The sequence below is a fragment of the Saccharopolyspora sp. NPDC000359 genome (assembly GCF_040300525.1).
In the GTDB taxonomy this organism is placed as follows: domain Bacteria; phylum Actinomycetota; class Actinomycetes; order Mycobacteriales; family Pseudonocardiaceae; genus Saccharopolyspora.
The window spans coordinates 87,154-103,190 of the sequence record NZ_JBEPDU010000006.1 but is presented as its reverse complement, the minus strand read 5'-3'; the positions used below and the strand labels follow the sequence as shown (position 1 = coordinate 103,190).

The 16,037-nt window shown below is 70.5% G+C and carries 17 protein-coding genes and 1 pseudogene; 7 read left to right on the top strand and 11 right to left on the bottom strand.

Going from position 1 to position 16,037, the window contains the following annotated elements:
* Positions 1 to 554 precede the first annotated feature (554 nt).
* Positions 555 to 1,703 (bottom strand): aminotransferase class V-fold PLP-dependent enzyme, encoded by a 1,149-nt coding sequence (locus tag ABT324_RS06440; protein ID WP_351172618.1) that lies wholly within the window; start codon positions 1,701 to 1,703, stop codon positions 555 to 557.
* Between the two features lie 94 nt (positions 1,704 to 1,797).
* Entirely contained in the window at positions 1,798 to 2,787 is a 990-nt protein-coding gene (locus ABT324_RS06435) for a LacI family DNA-binding transcriptional regulator (protein ID WP_351172615.1), read from the bottom strand.
* Positions 2,788 to 2,867: 80 nt separating this feature from the next.
* On the opposite strand from ABT324_RS06435, the gene ABT324_RS06430 reads away from it, so the two are divergent.
* The 3 genes from ABT324_RS06430 (at position 2,868) to ABT324_RS06420 (ending at position 6,404) form a co-directional block, all read left to right on the top strand.
* Positions 2,868 to 4,184 (top strand): NCS2 family permease, encoded by a 1,317-nt coding sequence (locus ABT324_RS06430; RefSeq protein ID WP_351172612.1) that lies wholly within the window; start codon positions 2,868 to 2,870, stop codon positions 4,182 to 4,184.
* Between the two features lie 156 nt (positions 4,185 to 4,340).
* Entirely contained in the window at positions 4,341 to 6,035 is a 1,695-nt protein-coding gene (locus ABT324_RS06425; protein WP_351172609.1) for an adenine deaminase C-terminal domain-containing protein, read from the top strand.
* Positions 6,036 to 6,071: 36 nt separating this feature from the next.
* Positions 6,072 to 6,404: a nucleoside triphosphate pyrophosphohydrolase family protein gene (locus ABT324_RS06420; protein WP_351172606.1), complete on the top strand. Its 333-nt coding sequence runs from the start codon at positions 6,072 to 6,074 to the stop codon at positions 6,402 to 6,404.
* Here ABT324_RS06420 and ABT324_RS06415 read toward each other — a convergent pair.
* On the bottom strand, positions 6,386 to 6,832 hold the full coding sequence (locus ABT324_RS06415) for a MerR family transcriptional regulator (protein WP_351172603.1): 447 nt from the start codon (positions 6,830 to 6,832) through the stop codon (positions 6,386 to 6,388). The two genes, ABT324_RS06420 and ABT324_RS06415, sit on opposite strands and share 19 nt — an antisense overlap.
* A 49-nt stretch (positions 6,833 to 6,881) precedes the next feature.
* On the opposite strand from ABT324_RS06415, the pseudogene ABT324_RS06410 reads away from it, so the two are divergent.
* Positions 6,882 to 7,762: pseudogene (locus ABT324_RS06410) on the top strand (NAD(P)-dependent oxidoreductase).
* 82 nt (positions 7,763 to 7,844) lie between these two features.
* On the opposite strand, the gene ABT324_RS06405 reads toward ABT324_RS06410, so the two are convergent.
* The 4 genes from ABT324_RS06405 to ABT324_RS06390 all read right to left on the bottom strand — a co-directional run bounded on the left by ABT324_RS06405 (position 7,845) and on the right by ABT324_RS06390 (position 11,071).
* Positions 7,845 to 8,120: a DUF397 domain-containing protein gene (locus ABT324_RS06405; RefSeq protein WP_351172600.1), complete on the bottom strand. Its 276-nt coding sequence runs from the start codon at positions 8,118 to 8,120 to the stop codon at positions 7,845 to 7,847.
* Positions 8,121 to 8,196: 76 nt separating this feature from the next.
* On the bottom strand, positions 8,197 to 9,006 hold the full coding sequence (locus ABT324_RS06400; RefSeq protein WP_351172597.1) for a DUF5753 domain-containing protein: 810 nt from the start codon (positions 9,004 to 9,006) through the stop codon (positions 8,197 to 8,199).
* Positions 9,007 to 9,292: 286 nt separating this feature from the next.
* On the bottom strand, positions 9,293 to 10,384 hold the full coding sequence (locus ABT324_RS06395) for a winged helix DNA-binding domain-containing protein (RefSeq protein ID WP_351172594.1): 1,092 nt from the start codon (positions 10,382 to 10,384) through the stop codon (positions 9,293 to 9,295).
* A gap of 129 nt (positions 10,385 to 10,513) precedes the next feature.
* Positions 10,514 to 11,071 carry a DinB family protein gene (locus ABT324_RS06390; protein ID WP_351172592.1) on the bottom strand — a complete coding sequence of 186 codons (558 nt, stop codon included), beginning with the start codon at positions 11,069 to 11,071 and terminating at the stop codon, positions 10,514 to 10,516.
* Positions 11,072 to 11,134: 63 nt separating this feature from the next.
* On the opposite strand from ABT324_RS06390, the gene ABT324_RS06385 reads away from it, so the two are divergent.
* On the top strand, positions 11,135 to 12,076 hold the full coding sequence (locus ABT324_RS06385) for a helix-turn-helix transcriptional regulator (protein ID WP_351172589.1): 942 nt from the start codon (positions 11,135 to 11,137) through the stop codon (positions 12,074 to 12,076).
* Here the strand turns inward: ABT324_RS06385 and ABT324_RS06380 are convergent.
* The gene (locus ABT324_RS06380; RefSeq protein ID WP_351172587.1) at positions 12,067 to 12,711 is read right to left on the bottom strand and encodes a permease prefix domain 1-containing protein; all 645 of its coding nucleotides are present in this window, start codon (positions 12,709 to 12,711) and stop codon (positions 12,067 to 12,069) included. The two genes, ABT324_RS06385 and ABT324_RS06380, sit on opposite strands and share 10 nt — an antisense overlap.
* Positions 12,708 to 13,037, bottom strand: coding sequence for a helix-turn-helix transcriptional regulator (locus tag ABT324_RS06375; RefSeq protein WP_351172584.1), 330 nt, complete (start codon positions 13,035 to 13,037; stop codon positions 12,708 to 12,710). The genes ABT324_RS06380 and ABT324_RS06375 overlap by 4 nt, the downstream gene beginning before the upstream one ends.
* Positions 13,038 to 13,104: 67 nt before the next feature.
* On the opposite strand from ABT324_RS06375, the gene ABT324_RS06370 reads away from it, so the two are divergent.
* Both ABT324_RS06370 and ABT324_RS06365 read left to right on the top strand, forming a co-directional pair.
* The gene (locus ABT324_RS06370) at positions 13,105 to 13,530 is read left to right on the top strand and encodes a hypothetical protein (RefSeq protein WP_351172581.1); all 426 of its coding nucleotides are present in this window, start codon (positions 13,105 to 13,107) and stop codon (positions 13,528 to 13,530) included.
* Positions 13,531 to 13,791, top strand: coding sequence for a hypothetical protein (locus ABT324_RS06365; RefSeq protein ID WP_351172578.1), 261 nt, complete (start codon positions 13,531 to 13,533; stop codon positions 13,789 to 13,791). It abuts the gene before it with no gap.
* Positions 13,792 to 13,869: 78 nt separating this feature from the next.
* On the opposite strand, the gene ABT324_RS06360 is transcribed toward ABT324_RS06365, so the two are convergent.
* Both ABT324_RS06360 and ABT324_RS06355 read right to left on the bottom strand, forming a co-directional pair.
* Positions 13,870 to 14,493: a nitroreductase family protein gene (locus ABT324_RS06360; protein ID WP_351172575.1), complete on the bottom strand. Its 624-nt coding sequence runs from the start codon at positions 14,491 to 14,493 to the stop codon at positions 13,870 to 13,872.
* A gap of 49 nt (positions 14,494 to 14,542) precedes the next feature.
* Positions 14,543 to 15,631: a putative hexosyltransferase gene (locus ABT324_RS06355; RefSeq protein ID WP_351172572.1), complete on the bottom strand. Its 1,089-nt coding sequence runs from the start codon at positions 15,629 to 15,631 to the stop codon at positions 14,543 to 14,545.
* Positions 15,632 to 16,037 lie beyond the last annotated feature (406 nt).

Genomic DNA, 16,037 nt, shown 5'->3' with positions numbered 1-16,037 from the left:
ACTGGATGCGCTTCCGAGCATGCCGGAGCGATCAGTGGGGCGGATCGGTCGAACGGCCAGGGTCCGGACGACTTGAATCGTCTTGCAGGCCAACATGTTCCGGCCGATCGACCTAACTCGACCGGATGAAAAGGAAAGAGCTGTGCGGTCATCCGGGCGCTATCGTGGAAGCACGTTCGAACCGGCCCGTGCCGCTCGGGGACGATCGCCTCGATCCACCTCTGGGCGGACGGGCACAGCACCGGCCACAGCTCGGACGCGGAGTTGGCGGCCAGCACTCCCAGGTAGGAGCAGCGGGTGCACATCGGCGTGGCAGCGCCCCTCGCCGTGCACCGGGTGCCGAAACCGGAACCCGCGCAGCAGGAGTGCTGTTCGCGATCCCGCGCCCGACCCACCGCGGCCGGGGCGGATCCCCAGCACCCGTCCCGCAGCTCCCGGGGCGCGGCATGGGTGACGGGCCACCGGTTCGGCGAAGGCCCGTCGCACGGCGTCCACCGCGGCCGTGGACCCGAGCGTCGGGAGCACCTCGAAGGCGACCAGCGCCAGCGAGGAGGTCAGGACACGTCGTGCAGGGCGGCGTGGAGTTGTTCGGCGGCTTCCCAGACGTCGACGTAGCGGAGCCAGGAAGGAGCGAAGTTCAGGCGGAGGAGGTCCGTTGCCGGGTGTTCCACCACGATGTCGCGGTCGAACAGCGCGTTCGCGAGGTGCTGGGCCCGCTCGTGGCGGAGGAGGACCTGGGCGCCGGACGGCCCCGGCGGTCGCAGCACCTCGATGCTGGTGTCCGCGCAGTAGTGGTCCAGGCGGTCCAGGAACAGGTCGACCAGGCTCGTCGTCTTGGCGGCCAGTTCCGCCACGTCGATGCCAGCCAGGATCGACAGGCCGGTGCGCAGCTCCGACACCGACAGCGTCGACGCCGAGCCGGTGAAGCCGTCCGCCAGCGGGTGCAGCACCCCGGCGGTCGTGCACACCGGGAAGGCGCTGCGGTGGCGGTCGGCGACGAACGAGTAGGCCGGTGCTCCGGCACCGCCGCCGAGGTACTTGTGCCCGCAGCCGATGGCGAAGTCCGCTCGCCAGTCGTGCAGGTCCACGTGCAGCGCGCCAGCCGAGTGGCTCAACTCCCACAGCGCCAGCGCGCCGCGGCGGTGGATCTCGGCGGTGATGGCCGCGGCGTCCCGCACCGCCCCGGTCCGCAGGTCGGTGTGCGAGAGCGCCACGACCGCCACCTCGTTGGGCGGCAGCGCCGCCAGCTCGGAGATGTCGTTGAACAGGTGCAGGCGTCCGCCGAGGAACTCGGCGGCGGACTTCGCGAGGAACCGGTCGGCGGCGAAGCAGTCCCGGCCCACCGCGAGGACCGGTCGGCCGGGGCGCAGGCGCGCGGCCGCCAGCAGGCCCTTGAACAGGTTGATCGACGTCGATTCGCCGACGGTGAGCTCCTTCGGCGCGGCGCCGATCAGCGGGGCGAGCGCGATCGCGGCGAGGCGGGCTTCGCGCCGCCACTCGGCTTCACCGCGCAGTCGACCGGTGTGCGTCCCGTGCCGGTGCATGACGAATCGGCGCAGCCGGGCGGGGGTGGTGCGCAGGGGTCCGCCACTGTCCCCGTCGAGGCGGATCAAGCCTGGTGGCAGGTCGTAGCGGACGCGCAGATCAGCGAGCGCATCGGCATGGTCGAGCGCTTCGGCGACTGATCTGGTGCTGGTCCACACGTGTGAATTCTTACCCCATCACCGCACGTAATGTAACGACGGAGGCGGCTGAACCCTGAACTTCAGGTGAATTCGCCTCTCGCGGGCGGGGTGCTCAGCGTGGTGCCGCGGTCGTCTTCCCGATGACCAGCTGCACCGCGACCGAGCGGTTCCGCGGTTCCGGCGATCGTCCGTCGACGAATCCGAGCACCATGTCCACCGCCGACGAACCGGCTTCTTCGGCGGGCACGTGCAGCGTCGTCGCCTCCGGCACGGCAAGCCCCAGACCAGCGAGGTTGTCCGCGCAACAGACGCTCAACGACTCCGGTACCCGGACGCCCAGCTGCGCCAAGCGGTACAGCAGCCCGAGGAAGAGCGCGCTGTTGTACGCGACCGCCGCGGTGCACTCGCTCGCCAGCAGCTCGTCGACGATGTCGCTGCCAGCCTCGAAGGTCGGGGGCAGCGGGCCGAAGGCGACGACTTCGTGGTCCAGCCCGCGCTGCAGGCCCTCCAGCCGTCGCGGGTCGGCCCACGAGCCGCGCGGCCCGCCGAGGTAGGCGATCCGCCGGTGGCCGAGTTCGGCCAGGTGGGCGCCCAGTTCGGCGAGCCCACCCGGGGTGTCGACGACCACCGAGGGGACCCCGCGCACCCGCCGGTCCACCAGCACCAGCGGTACGTCCAGCGAGGTGAACAGCGACCCGGCGCCGCGCGGTGCGATGGCGAGGAAGCCGTCCACCCGGTCGCGGAGGCGGTCGATCAGCTGCCGCTCGCGCTCCGGCGATTCTTCGGTGACCACCACCAGCAGGTCGTTTCCGGACTCCTCGGCCGCGCGCTGCGCGCCCGCGATGATCGGTGCGTAGAAGGGGTTCGTCAGGTCCGGCACCAGCAGCGCGAGCAGGCGGCTCCGGCCGGTGGCCAGGGCTTGGGCGGAGGGGTGGTAGCGGAAACCGAGCTCGATGGCGGCGTCCCGGACCCGCTGCCGGGTGCGCTCGGCGACCATCTCCGGCCGCACCAGCGCGCGCGAGGCGGTCGCCACCGACACCCCGGCCTTGCGGGCCACGTCGGCCAGCCGCGCCATCGAGTCCTCCCTCACGTCGTTTGACACCTTCTTACCGTGCTGCTTAACCTCCCTGCAATCGCTTGCACTGCAAGCGCTTGCAATCTTCACCAGGGGAGTAGCGGCCGATGGTCGATGTGAAGCAGTCGAAGCTGGACCGCTGGTTCGGCCTGGCCGAACGCGGCAGCTCGGTGCGCACCGAACTGCTGGCCGGGCTGAGCATGTTCTTCGCCTCGGCCTACGCGGTCGTGGTGATCCCCGGCATGCTCGCCAAGGCGGGGGTCCCGCACGAGGCGGCCACCACCGGCACGATCCTGACGATCGTGCTGGCCACGGCCGCGGTCGGCTTCTTCGCCAACATGCCGTTCGTGCTCGCGCCGGGCCTCGGCGGCACCGCGCTCGTCGCGGCCACGCTGATCCAGCAGCAGCACGTGCCCTACCCGGTGGCCATGGGCATGGTGTTCTGGTCCGGCGTGGCGATCCTCGTGCTGTCGCTGCTCGGCCTGCGCGGCCTGCTCGCCAAGGTCATCCCGGACAACATCCGCAAGGCCATCGGCACCGCGATCGGCCTGTTCATCGTCTACGTCGGCTTCAAGCTCTCCGGCATGCTCGAACCGTCCACGAGCGGCCTGGAGATCGGCGACCTCGGCTCCCCGGAGGTCCTGCTCGCGCTGGGCGGCATCGTGCTGGTCGCCGCGCTGCAGGCGCGCAAGGTGCCCGGTGCGTTCGTGATCGGCATCGTGGCGTTGACGGTCATCGGCATCCCGCTGGGCGTCACCGAGCTGCCCGACCACTGGTTCCAGACCCCGGCCGGGCTCGGCCCGGTGGCCTTCGACATCGACTTCTGGGGCGCGCTGCAGCCGGAGTACCTGCAGTACCTGTTCGCGTTCTTCGCCTCGGAGCTGTTCTCCGCGACGGGCGTGGTGCTCGCGGTCACCGAGCGGATCGGGCTGTCCGAGCGGGCTGGCCAGCGGTCCGACATCAACCGGACGTTCCTGGTCGACTCGGTGGCGATCACCGGCGGTTCGTTGGTCGGCGCCCCGTCGGTCACGACCTACGCGGAGTCGGCGGCCGGGTCCGACGCGGGTGGGCGCACCGGGCTGACGTCGCTGACCACCGCCGGGCTGTTCCTGGTGCTGCTGCTGTTGACGCCGTTCGCGACCATGATCCCGTCGGCGGCGACCGCGCCGGTGCTGGTGGTGGTCGGGCTGAGCATGATGCGCGGGTTCCAGAAGGTCGACCTCAGCGACCTGACCGAGGCGGTCCCGGCGACGCTGCTGGTGGCGTGCACGATCTTCTGGGGCAACTTCGGCAACGGCATCGCCGCGGCGCTGACCGCGTACTTGCTGATCAAGGTCGTGGCGGGGCGGTTCCGCGACATCCACCTGGGCATGTGGATCCTGTTGCCGTTCCTGGTGTTCTTCTTCGCGACCAACGCCCACTAGCGGACCTTCCGCGACTGCGGGGTAGACGTCCGGGAGTCGCGTGTTCTCGGTGCGTCAAACCCTTGCACGCCGGACTACGTACGCGATTCCCATGGAGATCAGGCGCCTGATCTGCACCGAGATCGCACCACCCCTGGGGTGAGGAGAGGGAGAAGTATGGCTGAGCTGCGGATCGCCGGGGGACGGGTCGTTTCCACGTTCACCGGGGAGGTGTTCGAGGCGGATGTGCTGGTCACCGGCGAGGTGATCAGCGGTGTGGTGCCGCCCGGGGCCGGGCCGGCGGCCGATGAGGTCATCGACGCCGGTGGCAGGTTGATCGTCCCCGGGTTCATCGACGCGCACATGCACGTCGAGAGCTCCTTCACCACCCCGGCAGCCTTCGCCTGGTTGACCCTGCCGCGCGGCACCACCACGGTCCTCGCCGATCCGCACGAGATCGTCAACGTCGCGGGCAAGGCCGCGATGCGGTGGATGATCGAGGAAGGCGCGCGCAGCCCGCAGACCCAGCTCTGGGGCGTGCCGTCGTGCGTCCCGGCGCTGGCCGGGCTGGAGTACTCCGGGGCCCACCTGGACCCCGAGGACATCGACGAGCTCCTGGGCTGGGATGGGGTTTCGGCGCTCGCCGAGGTCATGGACTACCGGGCCGTCGTGGCCGGTGACCAGCGGATGCACGACATCGTGCGGGTCGCGCGGGAGCGCGGCACGATCCTCGACGGCCACTGCCCGAACCTCTCCGGCGAGGAGCTCAGCGACTACCTGGCCACCGGCATCGACTCCGACCACACCAAGAACACCCCCGAGATCGCGGTGGAGAAGGCCCGCCTCGGCATGACGGTCATGCTGCAGGAGAAGTGCCTGCTCCCGGAGGTCGTCGGCGCGTTGACGGCGTTGCCGCAGCTGCCGCCGCTGTGCCTGGTCACCGACGACCTGGCCGCCGACCACATCGCCGCCAAGGGCCACCTGGACCACATCGGCCGCAAGGCCGTCGAGGCCGGGCTCCCCGCGCTGGACGCCCTGCGCGCCCTGACCTGGAACCCCGCGCAACGCCTGCGCAAGCACGACCGGGGCGTGGTCGCCCCGTCCAAGCGCGCCGACCTGCTGCTGCTCGACGGCGACCTGGCGGACTTCGCCGTGCACACGGTGATCGCGGGAGGCTCGGTCGTCGCCCGCGGCGGCACCGCGACCTACCCCGAACCCGAGGTAACCCACCCCTTCGCGGGCTCGGTGCACATCGCCGAGGTCGACCCGGACGAGTTCCGCTGGCGACTCGACCTGCCCGACGGCACGCACGGCTTCCGCGCCCTCCAGGTGAACCCGGTCGACACCTACACCCGCCCGGCGGAGGTGGAGCTCGAAGTCGTCGACGGCGAAGTCCGCTGGGAAGGCCACGTCGCGCTGCTCTGGGTCCGCAACCGCCACGGACGCCCGAACACCTCGTGCGTCCCGGTGATCGGCATGGGCCTGGCCGACGGCGCGCTGACCACGACCTACGCCCACGACAGCCACAACTTCGTCACCCTGGGCACTTCCCGGCGAGCGATGCGAGCCACCGCGGAAGCGGTGCTGGCCGACGACGGCGGAGTGGCGGTCGCGCACGCCGAAGGTGTGGTGGCGCGACTGCCACTGGCCGTCGGAGGTGTCATGTCGGCGGAGCCGACCGCGGAGGCGGTGGCGGGCAGCCGCCGAGTGCGCGAAGCGCTCGAGGCGTGGGGCTGGCGGCACGCGAACCCGTTCATGAGCGTCTCGACGCTGACCCTGGCGGTCTCGCCGAGCGTCAAGATCACCGACCTGGGCCTGGTGGACGTCCTCGCCCGGGACTGGACGCCGCAGGTCCTCGACTGCTGCCACTGAACCGGTGGCGTCGGGGTGCGCGGCTAGCGTGCCGCCGTGCACCTGGACGAGTTGACCGATGAGGTCGAGGCGATTTCGGAGCGCTACGCGCGCAAGCTCGGTTTCGAGCGGGACGCGTCGTGGTTCCTGCTGAAGCTGAACGAGGAAGTCGGCGAGCTGAACCAGGCGTTCCTGATGAAAGCCGGGCAGGCCCGCACCAAGGGAAAGAGCGCGGAGGAACTGGGCCGCGACTTCCGCGACGAGGTGGCCGACGTGGTGTGCCAGGCGTTGCTGCTGGCCAGGTTCCACGGTATCGACCTGGAGGCCGCGATCGCCGACAAGTGGCTGGTGTGGAATCCGGAACGGTCAGCTCAACGCGGCGGTGCGTGACAGATCGGCCACCTCATAGATCGGGACCAGGCGGACACGGGTTCCGAGCCGTCGAAGGGCGGGTAGCGCTCGTCGCTCACCCGCTCGGCCGCGTCGATGTAGTCGACGAGCGCGCTGCGGGATCGGGCGAGGCGGTCCATCTGATCGTCGATCCGCCGCAGGCGGGACCGCATCCCGGCCAGCAGTTCGGGGCAGCCCAGCAGTTCCGGGGTTTCGCCGACGGCGCAGGGCAGCAGGAAGGCGATGTCCTCGGTGGACAGCCCGGCGTCGAGCAGGTGCCTGATCTGCTGCACGCGCAGCACGGCGGGCTCGCCGTAGTCGCGATAGCCGTTCGCGCTGCGGTCGACTTCCAGCAGGCCTTGAGCTTCGTAGTAGCGCAGCTGGTGGGCGTGGACGCCCGTCCGACGGCTCAGCTCTCCGATTCGCATCGAATCCGCACTTGACCTTCATACCGGTATCAACGTTGATGATGCTGTCGTGAACGACAAGACCAGCACCCCCGTGGCGGTCATCAGACTCGGCCTGATGGGCCAGGCGCTCGCCGGGGCGCTGCTGAGAGCGGGCACCCCACAACTGTGTGGAACCGGACGACCGCCAAGGCCGACCGGCTGGTGGCCGACGGCGCTCGGCTCGCGCCGACGGTCGGCGAGGCGCTCAAGGCCGGTTCCGTGACGATCCTCTGCGTCACCGACTACGAGGCCGCGCACGAGCTGCTCGACGCGAGCGATGTCGAGCTGGAGGGCAGGACGCTGATCAACCTGACCTCGGGCGAATCGTCCCAGGCCAGGGAAACCGCGCGCTGGGCGGAGGAACGCGGAGCCCGCTACCTGGACGGCGCGATCATGGCGATCCCCTCGACGATCGGAACGCCGGACGGGATCATCCTCACCAGCGGGCCGAAGTCGGACTTCGAGGCGCACGAAGCAACGCTCGCCGGGCTCGGCGTCGCCACCTACCTCGGCGAGGACCCCGGCCTGGCGTCGCTGTACGACGTGGCAGGCCTGGCGATGATGTGGAGCGTCCTGATCGCCTGGCTCCAGGGCACCGCCATGGTTGGGACAGCTGGTGTCGACGCCGCCACGTATGCGGTGTTCGCGCGGCAGATGGCCCTGGGCGTGGCCGAATGGCTGCCGGGCTACGCCGAGCAGATCGACCGCGGCGCGTTCCCGGCCGAGGTCGCGACGCTGGAGACCGAAGCGCGGACCATGGCGCACCTGGTCGAGGAGGCCGAAGCGGTGGGCGTCAACACCGAACTGCCGAAGCTGATCAAGACGATGGCCGACCGCGCGATCGCCGCCGGGCACGGCGGGGAGCAGTACCCGGTCCTGATCGAGGAGTTCACCCGCCCCGAAAGCTGACCCCGTCCGGCGTCAGGCACGCGAACGGGGGGACGGCTCGTGGGTCGTGAGTGCGAAACAGGGTTGGAACACTGTTACGCACTCACGACCCCTTCGCTCCCGGAGGTGAGGTCAGCTCTCGAAGCGCCCACCCTTGATGGCGGCGACGAAGGCCGACCACTGCCCGGGGCGTCGTCACGAAGTACCCACCGTCCCGGTCCTTGGTGTCCCGAACAGCAGTCCCACCAGCTAACTCCCCGACCTCGACGCAGTTGCCGTTCGGATGGCTGTAGCTGGACTTCCGCCAGTTCGCGAGGTGCCCGACCTCGACGCAGTCCCCGGTGTTCTGGCTGTGGTTCGACTTCTGCCACCCGGCCACCCGGCCACCCGACCGACCTCGGCGCACGAGTCAGTGTGCTGGCTGTAGCTGAACTTTCGCCATCCGCTTGCTGAAGTCATCGTTCTGCCTTCGTCTCCTTGCGGACCCTGGCGATGTGCAGCTTCGGCTCTGCCGCAACCAGCGCCGTGCTGAACACCGTCTCAGCGGCTTCGCGATATATGGCGATGTCGGCTGGTTCGTGCAGGAACAAGCCGGACCTGCGGTTCTCCAGATGCACGACGGGCGGTGCCTCGTCCGACTCGATCAGCACGAAGATCCCCTCCAGTGCTGGTTGCCAGGCGCTCTGGAACGGCACGACGCGAACGTCGACGTTGTCGAGGTCCGAGAGCTGGAGCAGGTGGTCGAGCTGGTCGACCATGACGTCCGGCGTACCTACGACCTGCCGGAGGGCTGCTTCGCCGATCGCAGCCTTGAGGTGGACGGGCTCGTCCTTGCGCATGATGGCCTCGCGTCTGCCGACCCGCACCGCGATGCGCGTCTCGACTTCTTCCGGAGGCACTCCACCGGCGGTCATGATCGCGCGGACGTAGGCCGTGCTTTGCAGCGAGCCAGGAATCAGCAGCGGCGCTGCGTGCGTGATCAATCTGGCCGTGCGTTCGAATTCGAGCAGTGCGCTGAGCTGTTGCCGCTGCTCCGGGGGCTCCGCACTGCTGAAGGAAAAGGTTCTCCCGGAAGGAACTCCCGAATGCTCAACGCCCTGCCTTGCCTCGCCGTGCTCCCGGCGGCCGCGCTGATCCTGCTCGTCTCGACGTGGTGCTCCTACCGCCCGCAGCGCGCAGGAGGCGGCGAAGGCGCCCTCACGGTCCAGCAGCTCATCGAACAAGTCGAAGCAGAACGCCGCCAACGAGAACGGACCGGTCGCCACCGCCTCCGCGAACCGGACCCACCATCCCCGCAACCACCCAGCACCCCGTCACCAGAAGTCCAACGCCGAAGCCTCCAAGCCCTCAAGAACCTCTGAACCCGGGCCGATGCCGACAACCCCCGCCCCACGGCATCGGCCCTCTCAGGCCGGTCGGCGCGACGCACCCTCCCCACGCGCCGACCGGCCACCCTCGTGAGCGCCAAAGCGCGCAAGAACAACCATCCCTGCTCACGACTGCTACCCACCCCTCGTGCGTGGCAACGGTGGTTTGAGCGACCGTTGTCGCTCACGAGGTGATGTGGACGTTGGTGGTTTCGCCGTCGGAGACGAACTTCGCGAGGGACTGGCCCTCCTCGGCGATTTCGGCGCGGTCGGCGGCCGCGAGGGGGTGGAGTGGGGTGACCTGGACGGTTCCGCCGTCCGTGGTCCAGGTCGCGGCCACCCGGCCGTCGACCAGGACGACGCGTTCTCCGGCGACGGACAGGCCTCGGTGCTCGTCGTCGATGATGCGGGTTCGGTCGTGGTAGCCGAGGATCGCGTTGTCGAACGCGGGCAGGAAGCGCACCGGGGCGGGGGTGTCGGGATCGGGGCGCGGGGCGTCGGGGAGGTCCAGCAGCTCCCGGCCTCGTTCGTCGCGGAACGACACGAGCTCGTCCCGGAGCGCGGACACCGCCTTCGGCAGTCCCGCGACGCCGCACCAGGTGCGCAGGTCGGTCGACGTCGCGGGGCCGAAGGCGGCGAGGTAGCGGCGGACCAGAGCTTCACCGGCAGGGTCGGAACCGTTCTCGGACGGCGGGTCGGGTTCGCGGCCGAGCCAGGACGAGAGCAGGGCCGCGCGCGCCCCACCCTTCTGCCGCCACAGGCCGCGTGGCGGCAGCTGCACCACCGGGATGAGCGCGGCGAGCAGCATCTCGCCCAGCGCCCGCGTTCCCACTCCCGGCCAGCGGTCGGCGACTTCCCGTGCGATCTCCGGCATCGTCCGGGGCTCGCCGTCGGCCATCACCACACGCCCGGCGGCAGCGAGTTCTTCGAGGTCGACCCCGGCGAGCTCGTCGCGGTAGACCCCGAGCACCCGCTGCCGCAGCATGGCGTCGTGGCGCCCGCGCCAGGCCAAGGCGTCGTCGGCCGTGACCAGGTGAACGGTGCGGCGCATCAAGTGCAGCCGCACCACCCGCCGTTGCACCAGCAGATCGGACAACGTTTCCGGGGTGAAGTCGCGCAGCCGCGACCAGAGCCCGACGAACGGTTCCTGGGGTTCCTGCGCCTGCAAGCCGCACAGGTGCGCGACGGCGTCGAGCGTCGATGCGTGGGAGCGGTCGAGCAGCATCTGCCGGGCGAGCGTGGCGCGGTTGAGCGCCCGGACGTCCAGAACGGTCATGTGGTGGGATCTCCCGCCAGCTCAGTCTTCGTCACGTTGGTGCACGGGGTTCGGCCAGAGCCACAGTTTCAATTGAAACTGCGATTCGCCACGCGTGGGATTCGCAGTTTCAATTGAAACTGCAAACCCTCAGGTGGTCCGCTGGCCGTCGATGGTCTCGCGCAGGATGTCGGCGTGCCCGGCGTGTTGGGTGGTTTCGGCGATGACGTGCAACAGGACCCGGCGGGCGCTCCACGACGTACCCGGTTCGTGCCAGGGGGCCTCCGGCAGCGGGTGGGAGGCGGACAGGTCGGGGAGCGTCGCGATGACCTCCTCGGTGCGGGCGGCGACCTGCTCGTAGCGCTTGAGGATCCCGGTCCTCGTGTCGCCGGGCAGCATCTGGAATTCGTTCTGGTGGTCGATGGCCCACTGCGGGAGCTCGCTGGCAGTTCCGGACTGCAGGTCCGCCCAGGTGACGCCGTCGGGTAGGTCGAAGCTGATCGCCGACGGACCTTCGAGGACGAAGCGCAGCCACGACTCCTCCATGGAAGTGACGTGCTTGAGCAGGCCAGCCAGGCACAGCGAGCTCACGGTGGGCCGCTCGCCGAGCTGTTCGTCGCTGAGGCCGCGGACGGTGCCGGTCAGGGCGGATCGGGCAGTGGCGAGCGCGTTGATCAGGTCGGTGCGCTCAGCATCGAGTTCGGTCATGGGACCAACGGTGGCAGGCGAAGAGGACAGGTTGTGTCCGCTTCTCCCGGCAACATGAGGACCATGCCGAAAACATCAGCGCGCTTGCTGGCACTGCTCTCGCTGCTCCAAGCCCGCCGGGACTGGCCGGGTGCGCTGCTGGCCGAGCGGCTCGGGGTCAGCCCGCGCACGGTGCGGCGCGACGTCGACCGCCTGCGCGAGCTCGGCTACCCCATCGCGGCCAGCAAGGGGCCGGACGGCGGGTACCGGCTCGAACCCGGCGCGGACCTCCCGCCGCTGCTGTTCGACGACGAGCAGGCGATCGCCTTGGCCCTCGCGCTGCAGATCGCCACGACCTCCGGGGCGGGCATCGAGGAATCCGCGATCCGCGCGCTGAACACCATCCGGCAGGTCATGCCCGCACGACTGCGCAGCCGCATCGACGCACTGCAGGTCACCGCCGTTCCCAGCCCGGCTCCGCAGGTCGACAGCGGCGTTCTGCTCGCGGTGGGCGCGGCTGTGCGCGCCCGCGAGGTGCTGCGCTTCGACTACGCCTCCGGCGATCCGCGCCGGGTGGAACCGCACCACCTCGTGACCTGGGGGAGGCGCTGGTACCTCGTCGCCTGGGACCTCGACCGCGACGACTGGCGCACCTTCCGCGTGGACCGGATCAGCCCGCGCATCCCGACCGGCCCCCGCTTCACGCCGCGAGAGGTGCCGGGGGGAGATGTCGCGGCTTTCGTCCTCAACCGGTTCAAGGGCACTGACGGCGCCGGGAACTGGCCCTGCCGCGGGGAGGTGGTCCTCGGTCGCCCTGCGGCGACGGTGTCCCGGTTCACCAGTGGTGGCGTGGTGGAGGAGCTGGGCCCGGACCGCTGCCGCCTCGTCCTCGGCTCGTGGTCCTGGTTCGGGTTGGCGGCCACCATCGCCAGGTTCGACGCGGACGTCGAGGTCATCGGCCCGCCGGAGCTGAAGGACGCCTTCGCCGCCTTGGCCGATCGCTGCGTCAGAGCCGCTCAGAGCTGAGGTTCTCCGACGGGGAGCCGGGCGCACTCCCGGCAGCTGCGGGCCGATGCGGCCAGGAGCACGTGCGTGCCCACCGCGACCGCAGCGGTGAGCCCGATCGACGACCACGTGGTGTCCAGCGGTGCGGTCGTCGACAGCGCGATCGCGGCGAACGGCATGGCCACGCTCGCGGTGCTGCTCGCCCAGCCGACCAGGGTCGTCAGGCCCGCCGGGGCCGGGACCCAGCGGGTGAGGATGCCGGTGGCGACGAGCGCTGCGGCGGCGAGCGTGGCCGCCACCGCCGCGATGCCGATCAGGATCTGCGCCGCGGCCGGGAGCTGCCAGCCGCCGACCGTCCAGACCACGTGGCCGCAGGCGAGCAGGAAGCCGACCACGAAGACGAGCTTGGCCGCGGCGTGCCGGGTCTGGGCGATGGTCAGTTCTTCCTGGCAGCTCGGCACGAGCTCGTCGATGGTGCCGAACTCGCGCAGCGCGCGCGAGACGGCCTGCTCGTGCGGCAGGCCGTGCTCGGTGTGGGCCGCGATGGTCTCGGTGAGCCCGTCGCGGACCTCTTCGATCATCCGGGACTTGGCCCGGGTCGGTCCGCGCAGTGCTGCGGAGAGTTCTGCGGCGTATTGCTCCACGGGATCGCTCATGTCGCGCGCCCGGGGTTGAGCACTGCACCGATCGCGCTGGTGAACTCGTCCCACGCGCTGCGCTCGGTGGCCAGGCCGCGGCGGCCGGAGTCGGTGAGCTCGTAGCAGCGCCGTCGCCGCTCGCCGATGGACTGCCAGGTGCTGCGCAGGAACCCGAGGCGCTCCAACCGGTTCAGCGCCGGGTAGATCGTGCCGGTGCGCAGCGCCAGCGCGCCGCCGCTGCGGCGCTGGACGGCGGTGATGATCGCGTAGCCGTGCATGGGGCCCGATTCGAGCACCGAGAGCAGCAGTCCGTCCAGGTGCCCTCGCACCGCATCAGCCCTCATGAGTCGACAGCCTACACATTGATCAGCCGTCCGTATATGTTGGCAGGCAACGTATTGGAGGGGCCCCGTGACCAAGTTGCTGCTGTCGATCCACGTGATCGCGGCGATCCTGGCGGTCGGACCGATCGCCGTCGCCGCCTCGATGTTCCCGCGCTTCGCCACGCAGGCCGACGAGCGCTCCGCCGCGATCGCCAGGGTGCTGCACCGCACCTGCCGTGGTTATGCCGTGTTCGGGGTCGCGGTCCCGGTCTTCGGGGTCGCCACCGGCGCGCAGCTCGGAGTGCTGACCGATGCCTGGCTACTCGCGTCGATCGCGCTCACCGCCATCGCGGCCGCCGTCCTCGCCCTGGTGGTCCTGCCCGCGCAACGCCGCCTGCTCGACCGGCCGAGCACGGTGACCCGCCTGGCCATGACGACCGGGATCTTCAACGTCCTCTGGGCCGTGGTGGTGGTCCTCATGATCGTCCGCCCCGGCTCGACCACGGGAGCCTGAGTGCGCACCCTCCGGATCTCCACCGCGGCCGAGACCGCGACCCTCGCACTCCTGCTGATCAACCTGGCCACGGTGCACGTGAGCGCGATGTCGTCCCTGCTGGGGCCGCTCCACGGCATGGCCTACCTGCTCGTCATCGCGGCGACCTTCCTCGTCCCGGCCCCGCCGAGCGCTCGATGGCTCGCCGTGATCCCGGGGATCAATGGCCTCCTCGCCCGGCGGCTGATCACTCCTGCTCGGGGAACCGGTGCGGGGTCGTAGCTCTGCTCGGCGGCCGTTCCGGCGCAGGCCTGGCGGAGGTCGGCGAGCAGGCGGTTCCGGTCAGCACCGCCGACCAGCTCAGAACCGCGGTTGGCCCCACGAGTCGGTGAAGACCAGCTCGGCGAGGGGCTTGCGGGTGCGGGGCCGCAGCTCCTTCTCGCGCAGCCGCTCCGGCATGCCCGCCACGCTGCCCAGGCCGCCGATCGCGACCGCAACGACCGGCTCGAACTCCGCCGGGATGCCGAACTCGGCGCGCGCCGCGTCCCGGTCGAACCCGGCCATCTGGTGCCCGTGGAGCCCCTCCGCGACGGCCTGCAGCACCAGGTTCTGGGTGGCCAGCGCCAAGCCGTACTCGCCGTAGGGCATCGGCTCGCCGTCCTCGTCGACCACCCGCGCCACGCCGATCGCCAACGCGGCGGCGTTGCTGGTCCAGCCCTTGTTCCCGCGCGACAACGTGCCGTGGATGCGGTCGAAGGTCGGCTCGCCGCGCCGCGCCGCGAGGTAGCGCGCGGGCTGGGTGTTGCCCCACGACGGCGCCCACCGGGCCGCCTCGAACAGCGCGGTGAACTGCTCGTCGCTCAACGTCGTCGCCGGGTCCAGCGCGCGCGGGCTCCAGCGCTCGGCCAGCAGCGGGTGCACCGGGACCGACGTCTGCGCGGGCTTGCTCGCAGGTACCTCGACCGTGTGGTCCTCAGCGGTCACCGGACACCTCCCAGGTCGTCGCCCCGCGGTCCGGCGGGGCGTGGTCCACTCAGATCGCGTACTGCCAGGCCGTCAGCGAGTAGGCGCCGAACCACGAGCCGAAGAACACCAGCAGCACCGCGGTGGTCACCGCCGTGGTCGTCCGGCGCCGCGCCAACCCGATCGCCACCGGGATGAGCAGCGGGAACGCCGGGAGCATCAGGCGCACCTTCGAGTACATCAAGCCGTCCGAACCCAGGTCCAGCACCAGCACCGCGACCGCGAACAGCAGCAGCGGCCACGGCAGCCCCTGCCGCAAGCACAGCACCATCAGCACCAGCGCGGCCAGCACGACCCACGTCGTGAACGTCTCGAAGACCGACTTCTCCGTGGTCAGCGACTCCAGGATGAACTTGCCGGTGGCGAAGCCGCCGTCGAAGTGCGACGACCACCCGCGCTGTTGGAGCGCGAAGTACCCGGTCAGGCTGCCGGTCTGGATGCCCACCCAGCCGACGTAGAGCAACATCCCGCTCGGCGCGAGCAGCATCGCCAGCCACGGCCGCCAGGTGTCCCTGCGCTGCACGATGGCGACCAGCGCGGCCAGCCCCACCACGCCGATCAGCGCCGCCGCGGTCGGTCGCACCAGGCCAGCTGCGGAGCAGCACAGCCCGGCCAGCAGCCAGTTGCGCTCGATGACCCCGATCAACGCCCAGATGGCCAGCGCGCAGAACAGCGCCTCGGAGTAGGCCATCGACAGCACCACCGACATCGGGGCGGCGGCGAACAGCACCACCAGCAGCAGCCCGACGCCCTCGGAGCCGCCGACGCGGCGCCCCAACCGCGCCAGCCCGTAGGCCGCGGCCACCCCGCAGGCCAGGCTCGCGGTGATCGCGCCCCCGGTGGCGCTCACCCCCGGGACCAGCGAGAACGCCACGATCAGGAACGGGTAGCCGGGGAAGAACGCCAACGGCGTCTCGGGGTACCGGTTGCCGAACCCGTCCACCATGCTCGGGTTCACGCCGTCGTAGCTGTGCTGGGCGATCTCCAGGTACCACTGCCCGTCCCAGGCGGTCAGGTTGTCCAGGATCGACTCGTCGTTGGCCGCCGACAACCACGCCAGCACCAGCAGGCCGACCAGCCGGATTGCGAGGTAAACCACAGCTGGCGCGGCGGCGGTGATCAGCCGACGCTGCCGGGGTGATCCCTCCAACAGCCGCCCCAAGGGGTTGGCCTCGGATTGTTTCCGCTGTTGAGCGGGGATGTTTCCGGAACTTCCCAGAGGTGGCTCGAGCGCACCTGGAGTGGTGGGCAACCCAGTCCTCCGCGCTTGTCGACAATCGAGGTTCACAGGGTAGTGGCGGACGTTGGGGCTGGGGTCGGGCGGTATCGGTTCGGTAGGCTAATCCGGCAGCGGAGCGACCTGGTAGAAGGCCGTTTCGGCCGGTACGGCCGACGCTGCCGACTGCTCGGTCGCTGGGGCAACCCGACGCGCCGCAGTGCGTTGGCGCTCTTCGTTCACCCGGTGTCAGTGCGGGGACAACCCGTGCCCGGGACGACCGCAGCGG